The organism is Mycobacterium gordonae (genome assembly GCF_002101675.1).
Lineage (GTDB): Bacteria > Actinomycetota > Actinomycetes > Mycobacteriales > Mycobacteriaceae > Mycobacterium > Mycobacterium gordonae.
In genome coordinates this window covers 9544-33743 of sequence record NZ_LQOY01000016.1, presented here as the reverse complement: position 1 = coordinate 33743, position 24200 = coordinate 9544, and the positions used below count along the sequence as shown (strand labels likewise).

Below are 24200 nucleotides of genomic sequence, written 5' to 3'. Positions count from 1 at the left end.
GCGGACGGATTGGTGCCCGGCGGTTCCGCAGGCCCACCCCGGATCCGACCCGGGGATTTCACTCTGCGGCGCGAGGCCTGTTATTGTCGAGAGCCGGTCTCAAGCCGAGCACGCGCCGTTAGCTCAGTTGGTAGAGCAGCTGACTCTTAATCAGCGGGTCCGGGGTTCGAAACCCTGACGGCGCACCACATGCCAACGCCTCGACACCCTTCCGAGCACGCGCGACCGCAGGACGCGTCGAGCGGAACCGCCGACCTCGATGCGGCGTTCCAGCGGGCACTGCACTCGGGTGACCTCGAGCAGGCGGCCCCGGCAGCATTCGCCCTGGGCCGGCAGCGGGCCGCCGAGGGCGATGCCGACGGTGCTCTCGCGGCATATCAATGGGCCATCGACTCCGAACATCCGCACTGGGCTTCAGCAGCCGCCTTCGCACTCGGGTTCATGCTTGCCGGACAGGGCGACATTGCGGGCGCGACGGAGGCCTACCAGCGGGCAATCGAGTCCGGTCACCCCGAGCACGCCCCCATGGCCGCACTGAATCTGGGAAACCTGCGAGCCGAACAAGGCGATGCCGACGGAGCAGAGGCGGCCTACCGGTTTGCGATCGAATCCGAACATGAACAGTCGATTCTGATAGCCCTGCTCCAGTTGGGCGGCTTGCGCGCAGGTCGCGGCAATGCCGCGGGAGCCGAGGTGGCCTACCGAATCGCCGTAGCATCCGGGAATCCCGAGGTGATTCCGACTGCAGCGTTCAACCTGGCGTTGACCAGAGAAGCGCTGGGCGATGTCGAGGGATCCGCGGAGGCGTATCAGATCGTCATCGCCACTGATCACCCGGAGCTGGCCCCGCTCGCGGTCTTCAACCTGGCCACTCTGCTGGAAAAGCAAGGCGATCTGGACGGCGCGGTGACGGCCTGTCAGGCCGCCATCGACTCCGGGCACCCCGACCTGGTGGCCAAGGCGTTGGTCAATCTCGGGCAACTGCGGGAAAGGTCCGGAGAATTCGACCGGGCCGGCGCGTCCTACCGATTGGCAATGGACACCGGGGATGCCGAGGTGGCACCACGGGCGGCGATCAACATGGCGAAGCTGCACGAGAAGGACGGCGACTTCGCCGACGCCACGGCCCTCTATCAATCGGCGATCGACTCCGGGCATCCCGAGCATGCGCCCGCAGCCGCCAATTCTCTAGGCATGCTGCGAGCCGGTCTGGGCGACATCGAGGGCGCCACAGCCGCTTACCAGTCCGCACTCGACTCGGGCCACCCCGACCACGCGCCCGGAGCCGCACTCAGATTCGGAATCCTGTGGGCCGGGCAAGGCGAGGTGGACCGGGCCGCAGCCGCTTTCCAGCAAGCGGTCGACTCGGGGGATACCGAGTCAGGGCCCGCCGCCGAGTTCGGGCTGGGAACTTTGTGGGCCGAGCACGGCGACATAGCGGCCGCACAAGCTGCCTTCCGGCGAGCCATCGACTCGGGCCACCCGGTATGGGCTCCCAAGGCTCTCGAACGCTCTCAGAGCACCGCGCCGCCGTCAGGCCGTAGACGAATTTTTCGGTCCCGCCGGGGAAATTGACGTCTCTGCCGCGTCACTTGCCGGCGTCATGACCCACCGAAGCGTCCCGACGAGCGCGCGTCCAGCCATGCGAGTCACCGTCGTCTCCAGCAAGGGGAGGTACGGCAGCAGCAGCGGCAGGCGGGCCCACGTCGGCAGCATCGCCACCGCCGTGGCGGCCAACACGCCGTAAGCGGGCCTGGCCGGCACCGGCAGGGGCGGCGTCAGCAGCAGGAACCGGGCGGCGTCCCGGGCGGCCGGTGTGCCACGCAGCTCAGGCCGGAAGCCTTGAATCCGGTCGCGCAGTTCCTGTTCGGTGCGCGGTGGTTCGGGCACGCCGAGCGCTTTCGCCACGACGGCCATGTCGGCGACGTAGCCGTCCCGGCCGGCCTGGTCGAGCGGTGCCGCGCCGTAGAGCTGATGGGCGAGCAGGAAGCTGTCCACCTCGGCGATGTGAACCCACTCCAGCAGATGCGGGTCAGACGCACGGTACGGCCGCCCGTCCGGCGCGATGCCGTGCACGTACCGGTGGATGCGACGCACGTGGTCGACCGCGGCTTGGGCATCAGCAGCACAGCCGAACGTGGTGGTGACCAGGAAAGTGCTGGTGCGCTGCAGCCGTCCCCAGGGATCGCCCCGATAGTCGGAGTGTTCGGCGACACCGGCCATGGCCAGCGGGTGCAGGGACTGCAACAGCAGGGCCCGCAATCCGCCCACGAACATCGACGCATCCGCATGCACCTGCCGGATGGGACGGTCCGGTGCGAACCATCGATCACCGGGTGTGTGGTGGATGCGCTCCCGATTGGCCGGCCCGTCCGGCCCGGCCACCATGCCGAACAATCTGTTTCCCAGGTCGCGCCGCACGGCGCCGACCGCCGACAACATGCTCACGTCTCCACCGTACGAGGCGGCGTATGCGGTGAGTCGGCGCTTCCCAGGACCATGTCGACGGCAGCTTCGATGACGTCGTCCTCCGGCAGGGTGCCGTACATCAGCGACGGGCACGCGACGACGCCGGTCAGCATGGAGACGGCCGCGTGCAATTCCGCCCCGGACAAGACTTCGCCCAGCATCGCGTACATCTGCTGCTGGCCGTCGGTGTTGACCTTGTCTCGCAGCTGTCTGACCTGCTCTGAAGACGCCCACTGGGCCATGCTGGCGAGCACCCGGTCGAGCCGCAGTTCGATGATGCCGGAACGGAAGACCTTGAGTTCCTCGATCAGGTCCACCCGCAGGGCGCCGGTGCGTTGATGGTGGGGCATCTCGCCCAGCGATTCGATCGCCGCCCTGATCAGGTCGACCCGCGCGGGCCAGTGCGTGTACACCGTGGTCTTCGAATATCCGGCCATCTCGGCGACGCGGGCGTGGGTGATCGCTTCGGACCCTTCACCGTTGAGGATCTCGAGGGTTGCCCGGGCCACATCGGCCCGGGTCCGGGCCACCCGTGCGTCCTCGACGCGGTCGGACGGCCGGTCAGCACTCTGCAAGGACTCCCTCTCAGCGTCAGACGGCCCGGTAGTGGACAGCGTAACCAGTATTCACACTTTTCGCCACTACTGTACATTCAGACCAATAGCGACGTTGGGTGAGCTGACATGGACGAAACAGAGATTCTTGTCATCGGGGCGGGGTTGGCCGGCCTCCGCTGTGCCGATGTGCTGGTGCGCGCCGGTCGCGAAGTCCTGGTCTGGGAGGCCAAGAGCGTGGTCGGTGGCCGCATCCGTACCGACATCGTCGACGGGTTCCGTTGCGACCGCGGCTTCCAGGTGCTCAATCCGGCGTACCCGGAGCTGCGAGAGGCGGTCGATCTGGCACGGCTGCGCCTGCAACCGTTCGGCGCCGGTGTCGTGGTCCGCTCCGAGGAAGGTGCGCAGGAGTGGGTGCATCCGCTGCGCTCTGCCGGCCGAGTGCCGGCGATGTTGGCTGCCGGCGGAATCGCTCCTCGCGACGTGGTGGCCCTGGCGCGCTGGGCGGCCCCGGCCCTGCGGCCAAAGCACCTCAAGAAGCACCGGGATCGGGATGTCAGCCTCAGAGAAGCGTTGGATCGGGCGGGCGTGCGCGGCGAGGTGCGCCGGGTGCTCGACCGCTTCCTGGCAGGCGTCGTGCTCGAGACCACCGGCACCACGTCGAACGCGTTCGCGTTGCTGCTGGCGCGGATGTTCGTGCTCGGGGTCCCCGCACTGCCGGCGGACGGCATGCAGGCCCTGCCGAAGCAGCTGGCAGCGCGAATCGGCGATCGGATAGCTTTGGAGCACCGGGCATTCCGTATCGATTCTGAGGGCAATCAGTACCTCGTTCATGCGGAGGGTGTCAGCGTCCGGGCGCAGCATGTGGTCGTCGCGACGGACGCGGTCGCGGCCGCGTGGTTGACCACCGAGACGGCGCCGCACATGCACGGAGTCGTGACCGATTGGTGGGCAACCGATCATGCGGTGCCAGGTCCGCCGATGCTCCGGGTGGACGGCCGCTCTCATCCCCGGGGGCCGGTGCTGAACACCGCGGTGATCAGTGCCGCCGCTCGGACATACGCGCCGCCGGGCCGACATCTGATCGCGGCCTCGGCGGTGGTGGCCGGTGACGGCACGGTGCCGCCGGAAACCGCGATGCGGGAACACGCCGCGGACATCTTGCAGACCGACGGTCGCCGTTGGACACCGTTGATTCGGCACGTGATCCCCAAAGCCCTGCCGGCACAAGACCCGCCGTTGTCGGTGCGCCGCCCGATCCGCACCGCGGCGGGGATCTGGTTGTGCGGCGACCACCGCGACACCGCTTCGATCCAGGGCGCGCTGGTGAGCGGGCGCCGCACCGCCGAAGCTATTCTCGCGGCGCGATAATTCGGCGGGCTGCCTCGACGACGGCCGCGCGCCGGGATGCCAGCACCTGCGGGTCGGAGGTCCGAGCATCCGGGTGTGGCGACTGCGCCCAGCACAGCCCCACGCCGAACAGCACCACCAGCAGTTCCATGGGCTGCCATGCGGGGTCGACAAAGCCGGCCGCCTGAGCTTCCTCGATGGAGCGGATATCGCGCTCGGGCACCGAATCCCATTCGTGCGCCGGTGGGGGGTCCAGTGTCAGGCCTTCCAGGTTGGCCCAGGTCATCATCCTCAGGTGCTCGGGTCGCCGGCAGGCTAGATCGAAGATGTCGCCCACGAAGTCCGGCACCGCATCGGGTCGCAATGTGACCGCAGCGAAGAACTCGGCGCTGTCGGCGGCGACCACGCTGCGGAACAGCGTCTCCTTGTCCCGGAAGTGCGCGTAAAGCCGCTCTTTGCTGGCACTTGCGGCTCGGGCGATGCGGTCGATCCGGGCACCGGCCAATCCGAATTGAGCGAACTCCGATCGCGCCGCGCCCAGGATCGTCTCGCGAAGTTCGTCTGTACTGCGCATCACAGAAAGCTACCATACGAACTAGTTCGTTCGGTATAGTACTCAGGAACGAGATGGAGGAACCATGACCGAAGCGCTGGACGCAGTGATGAACCAACCCCGCCGGGTGCGGATGCTCAGCGATGCCTTGCAGACGATCCAGGGCGGCATCCAGCCCCTTGTCGACTTGTACCGCCCGTATGTCAGCGGCCTGGACAAGCTGCCGGCCGATGGCCGGTTCTTGTTGGTCGGCAACCACACTCAGCAGGCTCAGGCCGAGATTCTGCTCATTCCCCACTATGTCCGGCGGGTGACCGGGACCCGGGTGCGGCCGTTGGCCGACCGAAAATTCGGGCAGGCGAAGGGGCTTGGACGCGACCTGATCGCCGCCTACGGTGGCATCGTCGGCGCCCGCGATACCGCGGGTGAACTGATGCGCCACAACGAGACCATCCTGGTGTTCCCTGGCGGTGGCCGCGAGATCGCCAAGTTCAAAGGCGAGGAATACCAGCTCAATTGGCGCGGCCGGTCCGGATTCGCCCGCCTGGCAGTCGAGCATGACTACCCGATCGTGCCGGTCGGTCTCGTCGGCGGCGACGATGTCTACAAGAGTTTGGTTACCCGCGACAGCAGGATGGGCCGTCTCAGCCAAGCGGTCAGCAAGAGACTCAGCGGCGATGCCGACATGGTGATGCCGTTGCTGCGGGGCATCGGGCCGACCCTCATCCCCCGCCCGCAACGGATGTATCTGCGGTTCGGCGATCCGATCGACACCACGAAGCCCGAGAAGGCTTCGGCCGATAGCTGGGTGACGACGGTACGCGACAACACCCAGCGCGAACTCGAAGCGATCCTGCGGGATCTGCTCGCGCTGCGGGCCGACGACCCGTTCCGCGAACTCAACCCGCTCGCGTGGTCACGGGCGGTCGCGGGCTAGCCGAGGCTTGACCCCGAAAGCACCTGCCGGGCAACCAGATCCAGCACAGCTGTCGCGATCGCCAGTGCCGGAGGCCACCAGCGCTGCACCGGTCCGGCCGACGACGAATGCGCAACCGGCATTTCTGTCCCGCTGAGTCGACATGGCCCTGTCGCAGCACCCCCTTCGCGGGTAGTTTTTTTCACGGCCCGACCCTCGCTGGCGAGCGTCTCCACAATGCGAGCCACAGTTCGAAGGAGCAGCAATGGGGTTCATCCAGCCGAACCTGCCCGTCGTCGAGATGGCCGAGTGGAGCAAACGCCCGCGGGCCCAACGCGTGATACCGATGATGCAGCACATCGCCGCAAACGGCTTCGGCACACCGCTGATCATGCACGTGATGTACGGCATCAAGATCTTGCTCTACATCCTGGGCGCCTGGGTATTCGCCTGGACCACTACGGGCATCGGCGGGTTCACCGACGTCGCCTCGTGGTGGACTGAGCCGATCGTCTTCCAGAAAGCCGTGCTCTACACAATGCTGTTCGAAGTCGTTGGCCTCGGTTGCTGTTTCGGGCCGCTGGCCGGGCGCTACTTCCCGCCGATAGGTTCCGCTCTGTACTGGCTGCGTCCCGGCACCATCCGCCTGCCCCCTTGGCCCGGCCGGATACCGCTGACCAACGGCACCAACAGAACTCCGCTCGACGCGCTGCTCTACGCAGCCTTGCTCGTGCTCCTGGCCACCGCCTTGGTGTCCGACGGGAGCGGGCCGATTCCCGCCCTGCACACCACGATCGGCGTGCTGCCCCGATGGCAACCGATCGCCGTCCTCTCAGTGCTGGCCGTGTTGGGGTTGCGCGACAAAATCATCTTCCTGGCAGCCCGCGGCGAGGTGTACGCCCCCCTGACACTGGTGTTCCTGTTCTCCGGGGCAGACATCGTCATCGGGGCGAAGGTGGTGTTCATGGTCATCTGGCTCGGTGCGGCAACTTCCAAGCTGAACAGGCACTTCCCGTTCGTGATCTCGACCATGCTGGCGAACAACCCGTTCATCCCCTCCGGGTTTCTCAAGCGGTCGCTGTTCAAGCGGTACCCGGATGATCTGCGGCCCAGCGCGTTGTCGGGCTTCATCGCGCACTTCTCCACCGCGGTGGAGGGACTGGTGCCGTTGGTGCTGCTCTTTTCACATGGCGGATGGCCCACGGCCATCGCCGCATTCGTGATGATCGTGTTCCACCTCAACATCCTGTTGGCCTTTCCGATGGGCGTTCCGCTGGAGTGGAACGTCTTCATGATGTTCGGAGTGCTGTGGCTGTTCGTCGCATATGCGGGCATCGGCCTCGCAGATGTGGACCAGCCGATGTTGGTGGCCGCGTTATTCGCGGTGGTGGCCGGCACCGTCGTCATAGGAAATCTGTTCCCGCGCAAGGTTTCCTTCCTGCCCGGCATGCGGTATTACGCAGGCAACTGGGACACCACCGTCTGGTGCGTCAAGCCGTCAGCCGACGAAAAGATCCGCATCGGGTCGCGCGCGCTCGGGCCGATGCAGCATCTGCAACTCGAGCGGCTGTACAAGAGCAAAGAGGCCACTCAGGTCCCGATTCACCTTGCCTACGCATTCCGCGGCATGAACACGCACGGGCGCGCGCTGTTCACCCTCGCGCATCGGGCGCTGGCCGGATACGACGAAGACGACTACAACCTCTGCGAGGGTGAAGTCTTATGCGCGATGGTGCTGGGCTGGAACTTCGGCGACGGGCATCTGCACAACGAGTGCCTCATCGAGGCGCTGCAGCAGCGATGCGGGTTCGAGCCGGGCGAGGTGCGGGTGGTGATCCTGGACTCGCAACCCATTCAGACCCAGCGCCAGGAGTACCGGCTGGTGGACGCCGCGACGGGGGAGTTCGAGCGCGGATATGTGGAGGTCGCCGATATGGCCGAGGCCCAGCCGTGGGACGACGACATTCCGATCCACGTCACCAGCCAGACCCCCGGTGTGAAAGGTCTGCCCGCCTGACCCGCATGACCCACATGACGGTGGCTGTCGTCACCGGCGCAGCGCTCGCGGGCAGGTTCAGTGCTTGCGGATGCGGTAGATCACCACCACGACGGCGGCCGCACCGACCCCGGTCAGCGTCACCGTCACGATGGGCTTGTTCAGGAACTCGATCACCTTGGCCTTGACGTCGTCGGCCAGACGGCGAGGGTTGGCCCGCTCCGCAAGCGAGTCGACGGTTGCCGCCAGCTGCTCGCGGGCCTGGTCGATCTCCTGCTTGATGGTGTCGGGATCGCGGTCCGCCACGTGTCTGTCCTCCAAGTCAGGCTGGTGCACTGAGGAACTACCCTAGTGCCGACGCTTCGGCGACAAGAAAGGGATGCACCTTGACCGAGACCACGCGGCTGGCGCCAGGCGATAAGGCGCCCGCCTTCAACCTGCCCGACGCCGACGGCAACAACGTGAAGCTGTCCGACTACAAGGGCCGCCAAGTCGTCGTGTACTTCTACCCGGCCGCCTCGACGCCCGGCTGCACCAAGCAAGCCTGCGACTTCCGCGACAGCCTGGCCGAACTCAACGAGGCCGGCATCGACGTCGTCGGCATCTCCCCCGACAAGCCGGAGAAGCTGGCGAAGTTCCGCGACGCCGAGGGGCTGACGTTCCCGCTGCTGTCCGACCCGGAGCGCAAGGTGCTCACCGCGTACGGCGCGTTCGGCGAGAAGCAGATGTACGGCAAGACCGTCACCGGGGTCATTCGCTCGACGTTCGTCGTTGACGAGAAGGGCAAAATCGCGGTCGCGCAATACAACGTCAAGGCCACCGGGCACGTGGCCAAGTTGCGGCGGGATCTGTCGGTCTAGTAGGCGGACTGGGTTGCCGGCTTCGTCTCCGGCTTAGTCACGTCCGTCGCATTGGCCTGTGGCGGGATCGAGGCACTCCGTGCCCGCCTTCGAGCGACAGATCCGGTGTCGCTATGAGGCGGGCAACCATCATGCCGACCGGAGAAGATTCCCATGTGACGCCTGTGACTCACTCGGAAACAGCTCCTGCTCCACCTTCAGGCTCGTCAAAGCCGATGGGGGTGGTGACCCGTACCGAGGTTTGCCAGCAACAGCGCCTCGCTGATCGCCGCGCGCTCCAGCACCCCGAGGTCCAGACTTTCGTTGATGCTGTGCGCCTGAGTTCCCGGGTCTTCTACGCCCGTCACCAGAATCTTGGCCTCCGGAAACGCCCGGGCGAACTCGGCGATGAACGGGATGGAGCCACCCATGCCCATGTCGATGGCGTCCACGCCCCAGGCCTGCCGGAACGCCGCCCGCGCGGCGTCATAGACCGGCCCGCTGGCGTCGATCGCGTACGGCTGGCCCAGCTCGCCGCGGATGACATTGACCTGCGCACCCCAGGAGACGTGGGCACGCAGGTGCGCCTCCACCGCGTCTAGATGCTGCGCGGCGTCACCGCCGGGCGCCACCCGGATGCTGATCTTGGCCCGGGCCCGCGGAATGAGCGTGTTCGAGGCCGCGGCCACCGGCGTGGTGTCGATGCCGATGACCGTGATCGCGGGCTTGGCCCACAGCCGTTGCGGCACCGAACCGCAGCCGATCTCGGTCACCCCGTCCAGCAGTCCGGATTCCTTCCGCACCCGGTCCGGCGGGTACTCGACATCGGCTGCCTTACTTTCGTGGAGGCCCCGAACCGCCACATTGCCGTCGTCGTCGTGCAGGCTGGCCAGCAGCCGCACCAGAACGGTCAGCGCATCGGGCACCACGCCACCCCACAGCCCGGAGTGCAGGCCGTGATCCAGGGTCGCGACCTCCACCACGCAGTCGGCCATCCCCCGCAGCGACACCGTCAGGGCCGGAACCTCGGTGCTCCAGTTGTCCGAGTCTGCGATCACGATCACGTCGGCGGCCAACTCGTCGCGGTGCGCGGCCAGGAACTGGCCCAACGTCGGCGAGCCCGATTCTTCCTCGCCCTCCACGAATACCGTCACCCCCACCGGAGGCCGGCCGCCGTGCGCTCGGAACGCGGCCAAATGTGTTGCGATGCCTGCCTTGTCGTCCGCGGTACCCCTGCCGTACAGACGCCCGTCGCGTTCGGTCGGTTCGAAGGGCGGCGAATGCCACTGACCGCGGTCGCCTTCGGGTTGCACGTCATGATGGGCATACAGCAGCACAGTGGGCGCACCCGGTGGCGGCGGATGATGCGCGATGACCGCCGGAGCGCCACCCTCGGTGACGATGCGGACATCGTCGAAACCGGCCTGCGACAACAGATCCGACACCATCTGGGCGCTGCGGTGCACCTCATTGCGGCGAGCCGGGTCTGCCCACACCGATTCGATTCGCACCAGATCCTCGAGATCGCGCCGCACTGAAGGCAACACCTCGCGCACCCGCTCAACCAGGTCAGTCATGCCTTCGAGGCTAGTTAAACTTGCCCGGGTGACCTCCGACGGTCCCGACCCGACAACTCCGCTGTGGCGGGCAGCTCAGCTGTTCCGGCTGCTGAGCTGCATCTATGCGCTGGGTTTTCACATCGCGATCAGCTCTGATCTGTCTCACCCGGCGGTGGGTTGGTCGTTGTTCGCGGTCCTTATCGCCTGGAGCGCGGCCTGCGCGTTCGCCTACCTGCGGGGTTTCGGACGACGGCCGGCGTGGGTGATCGCCGAACTCGTGGTCGTGGTGGGGCTCATGCTGTCCACCGAGGTGGTCGCCACCGGACAGTGGGCGCACAACAATCAGACCTGGCCGACGACGCTGTGGGCCAGCAACGCCACCATCTCGGCGGCCCTGCAGTTTGGTCCTACCGGTGGCATGCTGACCGGCGTCGCAGTGACCGCGGCCAGCGAGTTCGTCAAGGGCTACATCAATGTCAACCTGGGTCGCAACGCCACCATCATCGTCGAGTTGGCGGCCGGCCTCGCGGTGGGACTCGCGGCCAGCACGGCCCGGCGCGCCCACGGCGAACTGCAGCGCGCGGCCCGCCTGTCGGCAGCGGTGGAGGAACGAGAGCGGTTGTCCCGGCAGGTGCACGACGGCGTCATCCAGGTGCTTGCCCTCGTCGCCAAGAGAGGTCACGAAATCGGCGGCTCAGCAGCCGAACTCGCCACCCTCGCGGGCGAACAGGAACGCGCGCTGCGCAGTTGGGTGACGTCCACCGAGATGGAAAGCGAAACCGACGAGACCGTCGATGTGCGCGCCCTGCTCCGCCGCCGGGAAAGCGAGCGCGTCTCGATGAGCCTGCCGGGCACCGCCGTGCCCCTGGACGGAGCGGTTGCCGCCGAACTGGACGCAGCGGTGGGCAACGCCCTGGACAACGTCCGCGCCCACGCCGGTCCGCAAGCGCGCGCTTTCGTGCTACTGGAAGACCTGGGTGATTCGGTAACGGTGAGCATCCGCGACGACGGGGTCGGCATCGCCCCCGGCCGTCTGCAGGAAGCGGTCGGCCAGGGACACGTCGGAATTTCGAAGTCAATTGTGGGACGGTTGATGTCGCTGGGTGGCAGCGCCGAGCTGCACACCAGCCCGGGAGAGGGAACGGAATGGGAATTGAGCGTGCCCCGTCATGACTGAGGCGGGCGAACCGACGGTGATGGTTGTCGATGACCACCCGATCTGGCGCGACGCGGTGGCGCGCGACCTGGCCGACGACGGGTTCAATGTGGTCGCCACCGCCGACGGGGTCGGGTCCGCCCGGCGGCGGGCAGCAGTGGTGAAGCCGGATGTGGTGGTGATGGACATGCGCCTGGCGGACGGTGACGGCGTTGAAGCAACGATGCAAGTGCTCGAGGTTTCACCGGCCAGCAAGGTGCTGGTGCTCTCGGCCTCCGATGAACGGGACGACGTGCTGGAGGCGGTCAAGGCCGGGGCCGCCGGATATCTGGTCAAGAGCGCATCCAAGGCCGAGTTGGCCGATGCGGTGCGGGCCACCGCGGCGGGGCGCGCCGTGTTCACGCCGAGCCTGGCCGGACTGGTGCTGGGCGAATACCGGCGCATTGCGACCAACCCGAATCCCGGTCCCGCCACGCCCAGTCTCACCGAGCGCGAGACCGAAGTATTGCGATTCGTCGCAAAAGGGTTGTCCGCCAAGCAAATTGCGGAGCGTCTGTCGTTGAGCCACCGAACCGTGGAAAACCATGTGCAGGCGACGTTCCGCAAGCTGCAGGTCGCCAACCGGGTGGAGCTGACCCGCTACGCGATCGAGCACGGGCTCGACCAATAGCGGCATTCAGGTAGTCCTACTCATCCCGGGGCGCCGCGGCCCCGGCAGGGTGGATCACCATGACCGAATCGCATCAGGCTGTCATCAGCCGGCTTTCGCACGAATTCGATGCCCTGGCCCGTCAGTTGTCCCGCGTCTCGGGCGAACTGACACAGTTGGACCGTCTGCTTTCCGCCAGCGAGCCCGCACCGGCGCCCTCGCCGCGGCCGGCGCCGGTGTTCGTACCACCACCTGTCACGCCGCAGCAGCAGGCCGCGACCTATTGGCAAAACTACTGGCAATACTGGCAGCCCGCGGCCGCTGCGCCCCCCGCCCCGCGCCCGCCGCGCCCATCTCCACCACAGCCCGCTGCGCCCCCTCCCCCACAGCGCCCAGCAAACGTGTCCGCACCAGCGGAGTCAGGTTGGATCGGCAAGCTACTGGCCGTCGCCGGCGTTGCCGTGACGCTGATCGGCGTCGTGCTGCTGCTGGTGCTGGCCGCGCAGGCGGGGCTGCTTCGACCCGAGATCCGGGTAGCCGGCGGCACCGCTCTGGCCGGCGCGCTGGTCGCGGTGGCGGTCCGGCTGCGCGGACGTCCCGGCGGACGAATCGGAGCGATTGCGTTGGCCGCCACGGGTATAGCCGCCGCATACCTGGATGTGATCGCGGTCGTCACCATCTACAAGTGGGTGGCCGCACCGGTCGGGTTGGTGCTGGCCGCGATCGTGGGCGGCGCCGGCTTGGCACTGGCGCGCCGCTGGGACTCCGAGCACCTGGCCCTGCTGGTACTGGTGCCTCTGATCGCGCTGGCCCCCGAGATCACCCGCGGGGTCGACCTGTTGCTGATCGGCTTCATGCTCGCGCTCTCTGCCGCCGCTCTGCCGGTGCAGCTCGGTAAGGATTGGCTGCGGATGCACGCGGCGCGGATCGCGGCGACGACGCTGCCGCTGCTGGTCGCGTTGCCGGGCGCCCGCCCGCACGACAACGCGTGGTTGCTCGGCGGTGCGTGCGCGGTGGCCGCGCTCTTGGCGATGGCCAGCGGTCTCGTCCTGTTGCCGTCCTCGAAGAACGCAGGTGGACTGGCGTTGCTGACCTCTCTCGGTACCGTCCCGGTGCTGGCCAGTGCAATTGCGGTGGATCGGATGCTGGCCGCCGGCCTGGCGGCTGCGTTGGCGGCAGGCATGTTGGCGGCCGCGCTCATGGGTCAACACCCGCGGATCGTCACCCAGATCTGGTCGGTGTGGTCGGCGATCTCGGCGCTGATCGCCGTCTCCGTCGCCTTCACCGGCTATGTCGAAGGCCCGACGTTGCTGGCGCTGGCCATCGCCATCGGCATCGTCGGCCGCCATGACGTCACGGCGCGTTGGATTGCACTCGGTTTCGGCATCATCGGCGGCGGGCTGTTCTACAGCTATGCTCCGCTGTCCGTGTTGGTGCGGGCCACCGCGACGCCGACCTCGGTGGCGGTGTCCACGCTGGCCGCCAGCCTGCTCGTCATTGCCTTGGCGGTCGTGATGACCAGGGCTTGGCTGGATTCCGAAGCCGCGGGGGTGCTGGTGGCCGCGGCAGCGGCATCGATCGTCTACGCCGTCACGGCCTTTGCGGTGACCGCCGGTGTCTTGGTCGGTGGCACCGGCGGCGGATTCCTCGCCGGCCACATGGCGGCGACCATCTGCTGGATCGGTATGGCGGCAGCGCTTTTCGTCTACGCGCTGCGCAGCGACCGGGAACGTCGCACCGAGTCGATCACCGCCGGTCTGGTGTTGACAGGCGCGGCCACGGGCAAGCTGTTCCTGTTCGATCTGGCCACCCTCGACGGCATCTTCCGGGTGGCGGCGTTCATCGTCGTGGGTCTGGTGCTGCTGAGTATGGGCGCGGGTTACGCCCGCAGTCTGGCTCGGTGACCCTCGCGAGCAGACGCAAAATCCCGTTGGAGCGCAAGCTCCACGGTGATTTTGCGTCTGCTCGGCCTACGAGGTCTCCAGGATCGCGACGGCGGCCGCGGTGTCGGCTTCGTGGGTCAGCGACACGTGGATCGTCACGTCGGCCAGATGCTTGGCGATCTCACCACTTAACCGCACCCGCGGCCGGCCCCACATGTCGGTGACCACCTCGATGTCGCGGTGAATGTCCTCCGGCAGCACCGGTCGCTGAGCGAACCGCGAGCCCGACCACGCCTTGATCACCGCTTCCTTGGCCGCCCAGCGGGCCGCCAGGTGACGCGCCGCCGACGAACTCTTGTCGGAGGCGTCGCGGCGCTCACCCGGGGTGAAGGTCTCCGCGAACACCGTTCCCGGCTGGTCGACCTGCTCGGCGAAATCAGGTATGGAGACGAGGTCGATCCCGATGCCGACGATTCCCATGGGTGGCCAGGTTAACGGATCCGGCGGGTCACCCGGCAGACACCTGGTAGGCGTCCCCGTCCCCCAACCGGGCGGCCGGATTCAGCAGCATCGTCGCCTCCTGCCGCTTCTCCGGCGCGTCGTGGTCGAAGCGACGGTCCGGCGGTCGCTGGTACATGGGCTCACCGCCGGCGATCGCCGAGACCAGCCGGCGCTGACCGGCCAGCAGTCGGCCTTCGGCACGCCGCTGGTAATCCTCGCGCTGCGAAGGCTCCAGCGAGGCGATGAACGCCTGCGGATGCACCAGAGCCACCAGGCCCGACACATGGCCGAACCCGAGGCTGGTCAGCATCCCGGCCTTGAGCGGGAACCTCTCGCCGAGCCGCAGCGTGTCGCGCACCCAGACGAAGTGCGACGAACCGGACAACTCGTCGTCGACACAGTCCAGGCTGCGGTTGGGCGGGATCACGCCGTCGCGCAACATCTGGCACAGCCCCATCGTCTGGAAGACGGCGGCCCCACCCTTGGCGTGCCCGGTCAGGCTCTTCTGCGACACCACGAACAGCGGTGCCCCCGCCGAACGGCCCAAGGAGTCCGCGAGCCGCTCGTGCAGTTCGGTCTCGTTGGGGTCATTCGCCAGCGTCGACGTGTCGTGCTTGGAGATCACCGCGATGTCGTCGGCGGTCACACCGAGCTTGGCCAGCGAGCGCGCCAGCGCCGAGTCTCTGCCGCCGCGACCCGCACCCAGCGCACCCAAGCCGGGCGCCGGGATCGACGTGTGCACCCCGTCGCCGAACGACTGCGCGTACGCCACCACGGCCAGCACCGGCAATCCCATGCGCAGGGCGAGGTCACCGCGCGCCAACAGGATGGTGCCGCCGCCCTGGGCTTCGACGAAGCCCAGCCGGCGCCGGTCGTTGGGCCGGGAGAACTTCGAGTCCTCGATGCCGCGGCCGCGCATCATCGACGTGTCGGCGGTGGCGGCCATGTCGCCGAAGCCGATGATCGCCTCCAGCGTGAGGTCGTCCAGACCGCCGGCCACCACCAATTCGGCCTTGCCGAGCCGGATCTTGTCGACGCCCTCCTCGACCGACACTGCCGCCGTCGCGCAGGCGGCAACCGGGTGGATCATTGACCCGTAGCTGCCGACGTAGGACTGAACCACATGCGCCGCAACCACATTCGGCAGCACTTCCTGCAAAATGTCGTTCGGCTTGTTACGGCCGAGCAGGTTGCCGTGATACATGGTCTGCATCGACGTCATGCCGCCCATGCCGGTGCCCTGGGTGCTGGCCACCAGGCTCGGGTGCACGTAGCGCATCACCTCGGCCGGGCTGAACCCGGCGGAGAGGAAGGCGTCTACGGTGGTCACGATGTTCCACAGCGCCACCCGGTCGATCGAGGTGGCCATGTCCGGGCTGATTCCCCACACCGTCGGGTCGAACCCGGTCGGGATCTGCGCGCCGACCACACGGGACAACTTGGTCTTGCGCGGCACCCGCACTTCGGTGCCCGCCTTGCGGGTGACCTGCCAGTCGCCTGATTCGGGCACCGGGCGCACGACCGTGTGCTCGGGGTCGAATTCGGCGAAGGCCCGGGCCTCGGCCTCCGAGGACACCACGAAGGTGAAGTCCTTGTCCAGGAACACCGACACCAGCAACGGCGAGGCGTGGTCGGGATCGATCGCGCCGTCGTCGACGAACTCGCGGATGCCGCAGCGTTCCACCACGGCGTCGTGGTAGCGCTCGACCAGCTCTGACTCGTTCACCAGATCACCGGATTGTGTGTCGTACCAACCCGGTTGGGGGTCGTCTTCCCAGCGGATCAGTCCGGTGGTCCAGGCCAGTTCGAGGACGCCGGCGGCAGAAAGCTCGTTTTCGACCTCCATCTCGAAGCGGGTGCGCGACGAACCGTACGGCCCGAGTTCGGCGCCGCCGACGATCACCACCAGGTCGGCGGGGTCGACGTCGAGGTCAGCCCATTCCGGGGGCGGTGCCGGGCGGTAACCGCGCGGGGGTGACGGCAGCGCCGAAATGGTGTCCTCGGCCGCGGCGTCGTCGTCCCCGTCTTCTGCGGCCTTCGCCGCATGATCCTCGCGCGCCTTGGCAGCGAGTTCGGCCATGTCCAGGTTGGCCTCGGCCAGACCCCCGGTGAGATCAGCCTTGATCGGCGAACTTGCGGCGGCCACTTTGGATTCAACGTCACACAAACCGAGCAGCAGACCGGCCATCTCCTCGGTCGAGTAGGTGGTGACACCGGCCTCCTCGACCGCGGTGACGATGGCGTCGTTGTGACCCATCAACCCGGTGCCGCGGGTCCAGCCGATCAGCGCGTGCGCCAGGCTGACGCGTTCGGCCCACGACGTCTCGGCGTGCCAGCGGCTCACCACGGCGTCCAGCGCGGACTTGGCCTCGCCGTAAGCTCCGTCCCCGCCGAACATTCCGCGGTTGGGCGAGCCCGGCAGCACGACGTGCAACCGCGAGGCGATGTCACGCTCGGCGCCGATCTTCGACAGCCCGCTGATGAGCCGTTGCACGGCCCACAGCAGCACCTTCATCTCCATCTCGGCGCGTGCACCGACCTCGGACAGATCGCCTACCACTCGCGGTGCCGCGAACGGGAACAGCAGCGTCGGGGTCTGCGCATCCTTGATGTGAATCGACTGGGGCCCAAGGCTTTCGCTCTGTTCGTTACCGATCCATTCGACCAGTGCGTCGATGTCGGAGTAGGACGCCATGTTGGCCGGCACCACCCACAGCGCCGCGCCGTAGCGGGCGTTGTCACGGTAGAGCGTGCGGTAGAACGCCAGCCGCTCGTCGTTGAGCCTGGACGTCGTCGCGATGACGGTCGCACCGCCGGCAAGCAGCCGGGCTGCCACCGAGGCGGCAATAGAGCCCTTGGAAGCGCCTGTCACGACGGCGACTTCGTTGCTGTAGGGGCCGGGTGACGGGTTCTCCGCGCCGGCGGCGATCCGGCCGTACAGCGAGGCGTGGATCTGCTTGCCCGCGGCCAGCGACTTGCCCTGCCACCAGGTGGCCTGGGTGGCGACGACGTGCCCGGCGCCCTCGAACCGTTCGGACAGCCGCGCCCAATCGGCGTCGACGTCGCCCTCGTCGGTGAGCCAGAGCTTGACCAGGTCCTCACGGGCGCTGGCCCAGCGGTCGTCGAACACCACGGCCTTCTTGCCGTCGAACGTCGGCGCCACCAAACGTGGCCAGTCCGAGCCCAATTCGACGGTCACCAGGTCGATGAGTTCGGCGTCGGTAGCCGTCGGTGAGGCGGTGACCGGGTCGTCGAGGCCTAGCTGACCCAGCACCAGGCGCGCCGCCGAGGCCAGCACGCCGTCGCGGCCGGTGATCTGGTCGGTGAACTCGCTCAGCGCGGCGGCGTCGACGGTCGCGCCGCCGCCACCGCCCGCGGACGGCAGCGACACGGCGATCCCAAGTCGTGCGCCCACCGCGGCTACGGCGGCGTCGATCACCTTGTCGACCGACGCGGCGTCGGCCAGGGCGCCTTCGTGCAGGTGGCCCATGGCACCGCCCCGAACGCTGGAGCCTTCCCGGGTGCCCAGCGCCACCTCGACGGTGACGTGCTTGGCCCACCCCTCGCCCAGCTCCCACGTCTTCAAAACCCGCTCGGTGATGGCGGCGGGCCGCTTACCGGAGGGTCCGAGCACGGTGCGCAGCTGATCGTTGATCGCGTCGGAAAGCACTGGGCCGAACGGCTTGTAGGTGCGGGCCAGCTTGGTGACCTGCGCCCGCAGGCCGGCCAGGTCGGCCTCGGCGGCGCCGTCGATGGCGCCCAGGTTCAGCTCGGAGCCGAGGTCGACCAGCAGCTGGTTGCGTCGCGACGACGCGCCGTCGGTGATGGACTCGATGGAGTCCAGCGGCTCGATCTGGTCCAGGCGCATCTTGGCCGAGATGGCGATCAATGCCAGGGTGGCGTCGGCGGCGTCGAACCCGATGTCGTCGGGTCTCGGAGCGCCGGACGGAGCTCCGGCGGGAGCCGGAGCGACGTCCGGCGCGCCATTTGAAATGGGCGCGCCCTCCGACGCGGCAGCGTCGGAATCCAACACCACCACATCGTCTTCCGGTTCCGGGTCGGTGTCGGTGGCGAACAGCACCGCGGCGTCGCGCTCGGCGTTGAGCACTTCGATTGTGCTGTGGGCATATTCGGGCAGCTTAAGGGTGTTGGTGGCCAGGCCCGCGACGGTCGGCGCGGTCTTCACCCCGATCTCGACGAAGCGCTCCACCCCCAGGCCGCCGGCCGCCTCCTCGATGAACAGCAGGTCCTGCGTCTCGATCCAGCGGACCGGGCTGGCGAACTGCCATGCCAGCAGCTCGATCAGGACCTTGCGGGCCAGCTCGCGCGGCCGCTCGTTCCGCCAGGTGTCGTAGTCGGCGAGGATTTCGTCGAGCGGTTCGGCGGGCACCAGATCCCGGATCTCCTGAATGAAGTCGCGATCCAGCGTGAACGGCCGCGGCACCAGGTTGGGGATGTAGCGCCCGATGATGACGTCGGGGTCCTTGTCCCGGGGCATCAGCCGCTCCAGCGAGCGCCGGAATTCGGCGACCCCGACGCGCAGCACCCGCGAGTGGAACGGCACGTCGATACCGGGCACCAGGATGAAAGAGCGCTTGCCGCCGGTGATTTCGCGGCGCCGCTCGACCTCTTCTTCCAGCGCTTCCAGACCCCGCACGGTGCCGGCGATCGCGTACTGCGAACCACGCAGGTTGAAGTTGACGATCTCAAGAAACTCCCCGGTGCGTTCGGCGATGCCGGCAACGAAGTCGGTGACCTCCTCGTCGGGCAGGTCGATCTGGGAGGGCCGGATGGCCGCCAACCGGTAGTTGGAGCGGCCCAACTCGTCGCGCGGGACGATGTCGTGCATCTTGGAGCCGCGGTGGAATACGGCCTCCAGCAACGCATCCAGTTCGAACACGCCGCTCACACAGGCCAGCGCGGTGTACTCACCAACGGAGTGGCCACAGGTGATCGCGGTCTCCACGAAGGCGCCCTGCTCGCGCATCTCGGCGACCTGTGCGGCCGCCACCGTCGCCATCGCGACCTGGGTGAACTGCGTCAGGAACAGCACGCCGTCCGGGTGGTGGTAGTGCACGCCGCTGGCGATGATGCTGGTCGGGTTGTCCCGAACCACATGCAGCACCGAGAAACCCAGCGTGCCGCGGGTGAACCGGTCGGCCTCGTCCCACACTTTGCGGGCCGCCTTGGACCGGGCCCGGACGTCCATGCCCATGCCCTTGTGCTGGATACCCTGACCGGGGAACGCGTAGACCGTCTTGGGCGAGGCCAACCGCGCCGTCGCCGACATGACGAGATCCGATCCGATGCGGGCGGCAACCTCCAAAACCTCTGCACCCTGGTCGATTCCGACACGGTCGACCCGGAAGTCCACCTCGTCGCCGGGGCGTACCATGCCCATGAACCGGGCGGTCCAGCCGACCAGCCGGGCCGGTGGCCGGGCCTGCCCGTCGGTCGCGGTCACCGCGTGCTGTGCCGCAGCGGACAGCCACATCCCGTGCACGATCGGCGATCCCAGGCCGGCCAGCAGAGCGGCGGCCTTGTCGGTGTGGATGGGATTGTGGTCCCCGGACACCTCGGCGAACGGGCGCATATCGACCGGGGACCCGATCGTGACGTCGCGGCGCCGGCGACGTGGGGTGTCGGTGGCATTCTCGGAGACCGCGCCGCCGGCCCGCGCGGGGTCGGTGAGTTCGGCCGGCCCGGTGCGGCCCAGGATCGCGAACCGCTCCTCGAGCGTCGCGACACCGGCGCCGTCGCTTGCCGTGACGCTGACGGTGACCGGCACCACGCGGCCCATGTCGGTGTCGGTGGCGCTCAAGGCGGTTGCGGCGATGGTCAATTGGGTCGGTTCCTGGGGCAGCTGACCGGCCAGCCGGACGGCGTGGTCCAGGTGCACCAAGCTCAGCAGACCCTCCACGACAGGCACGCCGGTGTCCGTCACCGCCGCACCGATGGCCGCGAATACCGCCGGCCAGCAGTGTCCGACGAGCGCGTCGGGCACGGTGGTGAGGCTCGGCGCGAGCGGCTCGCCGAAAGTTGCCGTGACGCCGGTGTGGTCGGCGACCCGTTCGGGGTCCCAGTTCACCGTCACGGTGGCCGTACCGTCGACCACCTCGGGCAGCGATTCCGGTCCGTCGGCTCCGGCGGCGATAGCCAACACGGAACGCATTGCGGCGGTGGCATCTTCGGTGGACACCACCGGGATGCCGCCGTCGATGGTGTTGGCGGGCAGGGTGAAGTGGATGTCGATCCAGGTGCCCGACACCGGCACGCTCAGCGTCACTCCGTCACCGGTGGCCGTCACCTGCAGCCTCGAACCGGTGGATGTGTGTGTGGCGGTGCGGCTTTCGTGCACCTGCCAGTCGCCGGGCTCGGCGATCCGGTGCACCGGGTTGATGGTGGTGCGGCCCGCCCACAGCACGTCGGGCGCATCGAGCACCACGGCCAGCGGTCCGCGGACGTCGGCGCGACCGAGCCGGCGGGCGGTGACCTCCCGCGGCTCGGCGCCCGCGGCGAGCACCTCGTTGATCGCTGCCTGCTCGAAGCGGTCCAGCAGCTCGCCGACGGGCTCGTCCAGCCGGGTGATGCCGGCGACGGCGGCGGGTCCGGGGATGATGCACACCTGGTCGGCGTCGTAGCGGGCGTCGTGGGCCTGCCACAACGAGTCACTGCGCCACCAGCGCCGGACGTCCTTGTCGATGACGGGCACGAAGTTGACCGGCTTGCCCAGCGTTTTGCACAGCGAGATGAAGAAGGGCACGTCGGCCGGGTGCAGCTGGATGGTCTGCGCGTCCGGGTACTGCGCAACCAGGGCGTCGATGGCCCGCTGCGGATCCTCCAACAGCTCGGGGTCGTTGAACAACGTTTCGATCGGGCCGAAATCCTGTGCGTGCAAACGTGCTTCGGCGCGCTTGAGCATTTCCTCGAACCGGTCGCGCCAGGTGTCGGCCAGCCAGGGGCTGCCGGGGGCGGCCGTGTCGGCAGTCGAATTGCCTTCTCCGATAGCCAGTTCGACGTAGCGCTGCAGCCATTGCAGATAGGTCATGTCGGCGACGTCGCCGAAGTACGGCTTGGCGGTCTTGGCCATCGCGGCGATGATCTCGTCGCGACGCTCCGCCACGGCGTCCGCGTCGCCGGCCACCTCGTCCAGCAACTGCCCGCAGCGCGACGCGCTGTTGTCGATCTCGTGGATGTCCGCACCAAGCTGGCTGCGGCTGGAAGCCATGCCGCCCTGGGCTTTTCCGGCGCCGATCCACTGATCGGTGCCACCGGTCTCCACCAGCATCTGCTTGACCGACGGTGACGTGGTGGCCTCCAGCGTCGCCATTGCGGCGGTACCGACCAGGATGCCGTCGATCGGCATCAGCGGGAAGCCGTATGCCTGCGCCCAGCGCCCGGACAGATAGTCGGCGGCCCGCTCGGGCGTACCGATGCCGCCACCGACGCAAACGGTGATGTTGGCCCGCGAGCGCAGCTCCGAGTAGGTCGCCAGCAGCAGGTCGTCGAGATCCTCCCAGGAGTGGTGGCCACCGGCGCGCCCACCCTCGACGTGCATGATCACCGGGCGGGTGGGGGCCTCGGTGGCGATGCGGATCACCGAGCGGATCTGCTCGATGGTTCCCGGCTTGAAGACGACATGGCTGATGCCGATGTCGTTGAGCTCTTCGATCAGCTCGACGGCTTCCTCGAGGTCGGGGATGCCGGCGCTGACCACCACGCCGTCAATGGCGGCACCGGACTGGCGGGCCTTCTGCACCAGTCGCTTGCCGCCCAGCTGCAACTTCCACAGGTAGGGGTCGAGGAACAGCGCGTTGAACTGATAAGTGCGGCCAGGCTCGAGCAACCGGGACAGCTGCGCCACCCGGTCGGCGAAGATCTCTTCGGTGACCTGCCCGCCGCCGGCGAGCTCGGCCCAGTGCCCGGCGTTGGCCGCCGCGGCGACGATCTTGGCGTCGACGGTGGTCGGCGTCATGCCGGCCAGCAGGATGGGTGAGCGGCCGGTGAGCCGGGTGAACTTGGTGGACAGCTTGACCCGGCCGTCGGGCAGGCGGACGACGGTCGGCGCGTAGCTCGACCAGGCGCGGGCGACCTCCGGGGTGGCGCCGACGGTGAACAGGTTGCGCTGACCACCGCGGGTGGCGGCTGGCACAATGCCGATACCCAGACCGCGGATCACCGGCGCCGTCAGCCGGGTCAGGATGTCGCCGGGACCCAGGTCAAGAATCCATCGAGCTCCAGCGTCATTCACCTTGGTGATCTCGTCGACCCAGTCGACCTTGCGGACCAGGATCGCGTTAGCCAGGTGGCAGGCCAGCTCGACGTCGAGGCCGACCTTTTCGGCCCAGCGGCCGACGATGTCGATGCCGTCGGACAACCGGGGGGTGTGGAAGCCCACCTCGACCTTGACCGGATCGAAGACCGGCGCGAAGACGTCGCCGCCCCGCAATTTGTTCTTGCGGTCGGCTTCCTCTTTCTCGGAGATCTGCTGGCAGTAGAGCTCGAACCGGGACAGCTGCTCGGGGGTTCCGGTGATGACGACCGACCGGCGGCCGTTGCGGATCGACAGCACCGGCGGGAGCACGGTGCGGACGTCCTGGGCGAACTCGTCGAGTAGCTGGCTGATCCGCTCCGGGTCGGCGTTGGTCACCGACACCATCGGCGGGCGATCACCGAGCACCGAGATGCCGCGGCGGCGCGCCACCAGCGTTCCGGCCGCGCCGATGAGCTGGCCCATGGCCAGCAGCTCGACGTCGCGGGCACCGCCCGCCTTGAGTGCCTCGACCGCCAGCACGCCCGCCGAGTGACCCGCCAGCGCGACCGGCGGGGTTTCGGCAAGGTCCATGCCTTGGCGGGCCAGCGCGCGGATAGCGGCGATCTGAGTCAACAGCACGCCCGGTATGGAGACCGCCGCCGACGTCAGGTGCTTCTCGGACGGAACGGTGTCCTCGGCCGCCAGCGCGCGCACCCACTGCAGCGGCTCGAAGCCGATCGGACGCACCACCACCAGCTCTCGGGCGACCGGCTCGAGCAGCAGTTGGACCTCACCGACCAACTCGGCCAATTCCGCTTCGATGCCCGCCCCGGAGACCAGTTCCTCGAGCGTTTCCAGCCAGGCGCTGCCCTGACCGCCGAACGCGACCGCGTACGGCTCTCCTGCCGTCAGACGATCGACCAACGCGTGGGTGCTGTGCGGTCCACTGCCGTCGCGGTCTGCTGACAAGCTGTCCTGCTCGTGGATCGTCACCTTCGAATCTCCCTGTATGCGTCTGTGTTCGTGCGTCTACGCGTCTGTTGCGTTTCGGTTCGTTCGGCCGGTTCCGGGCCGGCCCCTGTTAAAGGACCCAGTCACATTCCGGGCGATTCCGCACCGAATCGCAGCCGATAGTCGTCTGACCGGTGCTTCGTCGGCGCCTGATCCCTCTACGAAGTGGCACCGTCAACCTGCATCGGACCCCATAAGAGTGTCATAAGGGTCTGTACGTTTTCTTGACGTCGGAAGGTTACTGACGAGTTCTACGCGCGGGTAACCGTGTCGCGGGTAACACCGGCCCAAACGGTCGGCACAAACATCTCGAACAAACGTCCTGCATGCAGGTGGTTACGGTCGAGTAGCTATAACGGCGCTGATCAAAGCAGCATTGTTACCAAATCGTTATCTCAAAATTTTCTGTCGCCGCCACTGCCCGCCGTGTCGCGCGTCGTGGCTACGCGGATTCACTGGCGTAGCCGACGAGCAGCTTTGAGCGAACGAGTGTTTGCTGGAATGTTTGTC

Annotated in this window: 15 protein-coding genes and 1 tRNA gene; 9 read left to right on the top strand and 7 right to left on the bottom strand. The window is 67.8% G+C overall.

All coding sequences use genetic code 11. From position 1 onward, the window contains the following. The first annotated feature begins 112 nt into the window (after positions 1-112). Positions 113-188: transfer RNA gene (locus AWC08_RS02665), tRNA-Lys, on the top strand. A 1-nt stretch (position 189) separates the two neighbouring features. Further along, complete coding sequence (locus AWC08_RS02660; protein WP_069432743.1) at positions 190-1575, top strand: tetratricopeptide repeat protein; 1386 nt, start codon at positions 190-192, stop codon at positions 1573-1575. On the opposite strand, the gene AWC08_RS02655 is transcribed toward AWC08_RS02660, so the two are convergent. Beyond that, the gene (locus AWC08_RS02655) at positions 1534-2442 is read right to left on the bottom strand and encodes an oxygenase MpaB family protein (protein ID WP_069432744.1); all 909 of its coding nucleotides are present in this window, start codon (positions 2440-2442) and stop codon (positions 1534-1536) included. The two genes, AWC08_RS02660 and AWC08_RS02655, sit on opposite strands and share 42 nt — an antisense overlap. 2 nt (positions 2443-2444) lie before the next feature. After that, positions 2445-3044: a TetR/AcrR family transcriptional regulator gene (locus AWC08_RS02650; protein WP_069432745.1), complete on the bottom strand. Its 600-nt coding sequence runs from the start codon at positions 3042-3044 to the stop codon at positions 2445-2447. 108 nt (positions 3045-3152) lie between these two features. On the opposite strand from AWC08_RS02650, the gene AWC08_RS02645 reads away from it, so the two are divergent. Beyond that, positions 3153-4394: a flavin monoamine oxidase family protein gene (locus tag AWC08_RS02645; RefSeq protein WP_065135782.1), complete on the top strand. Its 1242-nt coding sequence runs from the start codon at positions 3153-3155 to the stop codon at positions 4392-4394. Here the strand turns inward: AWC08_RS02645 and AWC08_RS02640 are convergent. Continuing rightward, on the bottom strand, positions 4375-4947 hold the full coding sequence (locus tag AWC08_RS02640) for a TetR/AcrR family transcriptional regulator (protein ID WP_065135783.1): 573 nt from the start codon (positions 4945-4947) through the stop codon (positions 4375-4377). The two genes, AWC08_RS02645 and AWC08_RS02640, sit on opposite strands and share 20 nt — an antisense overlap. Positions 4948-5011: 64 nt before the next feature. Here AWC08_RS02640 and AWC08_RS02635 point away from each other — a divergent pair, with 64 nt between their 5' ends. Further along, on the top strand, positions 5012-5863 hold the full coding sequence (locus tag AWC08_RS02635) for a lysophospholipid acyltransferase family protein (protein WP_065135784.1): 852 nt from the start codon (positions 5012-5014) through the stop codon (positions 5861-5863). A 244-nt stretch (positions 5864-6107) separates the two neighbouring features. Beyond that, positions 6108-7859, top strand: a complete 1752-nt coding sequence (locus AWC08_RS02630; protein WP_065135785.1) for a DUF3556 domain-containing protein — start codon at positions 6108-6110, stop codon at positions 7857-7859. A gap of 57 nt (positions 7860-7916) precedes the next feature. On the opposite strand, the gene AWC08_RS02625 is transcribed toward AWC08_RS02630, so the two are convergent. Then, positions 7917-8144, bottom strand: coding sequence for a DUF3618 domain-containing protein (locus tag AWC08_RS02625; protein WP_065135805.1), 228 nt, complete (start codon positions 8142-8144; stop codon positions 7917-7919). Between the two features lie 80 nt (positions 8145-8224). On the opposite strand from AWC08_RS02625, the gene bcp reads away from it, so the two are divergent. Beyond that, positions 8225-8698: a thioredoxin-dependent thiol peroxidase gene (gene bcp, locus AWC08_RS02620; RefSeq protein ID WP_065135786.1), complete on the top strand. Its 474-nt coding sequence runs from the start codon at positions 8225-8227 to the stop codon at positions 8696-8698. Positions 8699-8904: 206 nt separating this feature from the next. On the opposite strand, the gene AWC08_RS02615 is transcribed toward bcp, so the two are convergent. After that, the gene (locus AWC08_RS02615) at positions 8905-10254 is read right to left on the bottom strand and encodes a dipeptidase (protein WP_069432746.1); all 1350 of its coding nucleotides are present in this window, start codon (positions 10252-10254) and stop codon (positions 8905-8907) included. Here AWC08_RS02615 and macS point away from each other — a divergent pair. The 3 genes from macS to AWC08_RS02600 are packed head-to-tail and all read left to right on the top strand — an operon-like array spanning position 10253 to position 13945. Next, on the top strand, positions 10253-11413 hold the full coding sequence (gene macS / locus AWC08_RS02610) for a MacS family sensor histidine kinase (RefSeq protein WP_069432747.1): 1161 nt from the start codon (positions 10253-10255) through the stop codon (positions 11411-11413). The two genes, AWC08_RS02615 and macS, sit on opposite strands and share 2 nt — an antisense overlap. After that, complete coding sequence (locus AWC08_RS02605) at positions 11406-12062, top strand: response regulator (protein ID WP_069432748.1); 657 nt, start codon at positions 11406-11408, stop codon at positions 12060-12062. The genes macS and AWC08_RS02605 overlap by 8 nt, the downstream gene beginning before the upstream one ends. Before the next feature lie 59 nt (positions 12063-12121). Then, on the top strand, positions 12122-13945 hold the full coding sequence (locus AWC08_RS02600; protein ID WP_069432749.1) for a DUF2339 domain-containing protein: 1824 nt from the start codon (positions 12122-12124) through the stop codon (positions 13943-13945). Positions 13946-14011: 66 nt separating this feature from the next. On the opposite strand, the gene acpS is transcribed toward AWC08_RS02600, so the two are convergent. Both acpS and AWC08_RS02590 read right to left on the bottom strand, forming a co-directional pair. Continuing rightward, complete coding sequence (gene acpS, locus AWC08_RS02595; protein WP_055577800.1) at positions 14012-14404, bottom strand: holo-ACP synthase AcpS; 393 nt, start codon at positions 14402-14404, stop codon at positions 14012-14014. A gap of 28 nt (positions 14405-14432) precedes the next feature. Then, positions 14433-23672, bottom strand: a complete 9240-nt coding sequence (locus AWC08_RS02590) for a type I polyketide synthase (protein WP_069432750.1) — start codon at positions 23670-23672, stop codon at positions 14433-14435. Positions 23673-24200 lie beyond the last annotated feature (528 nt).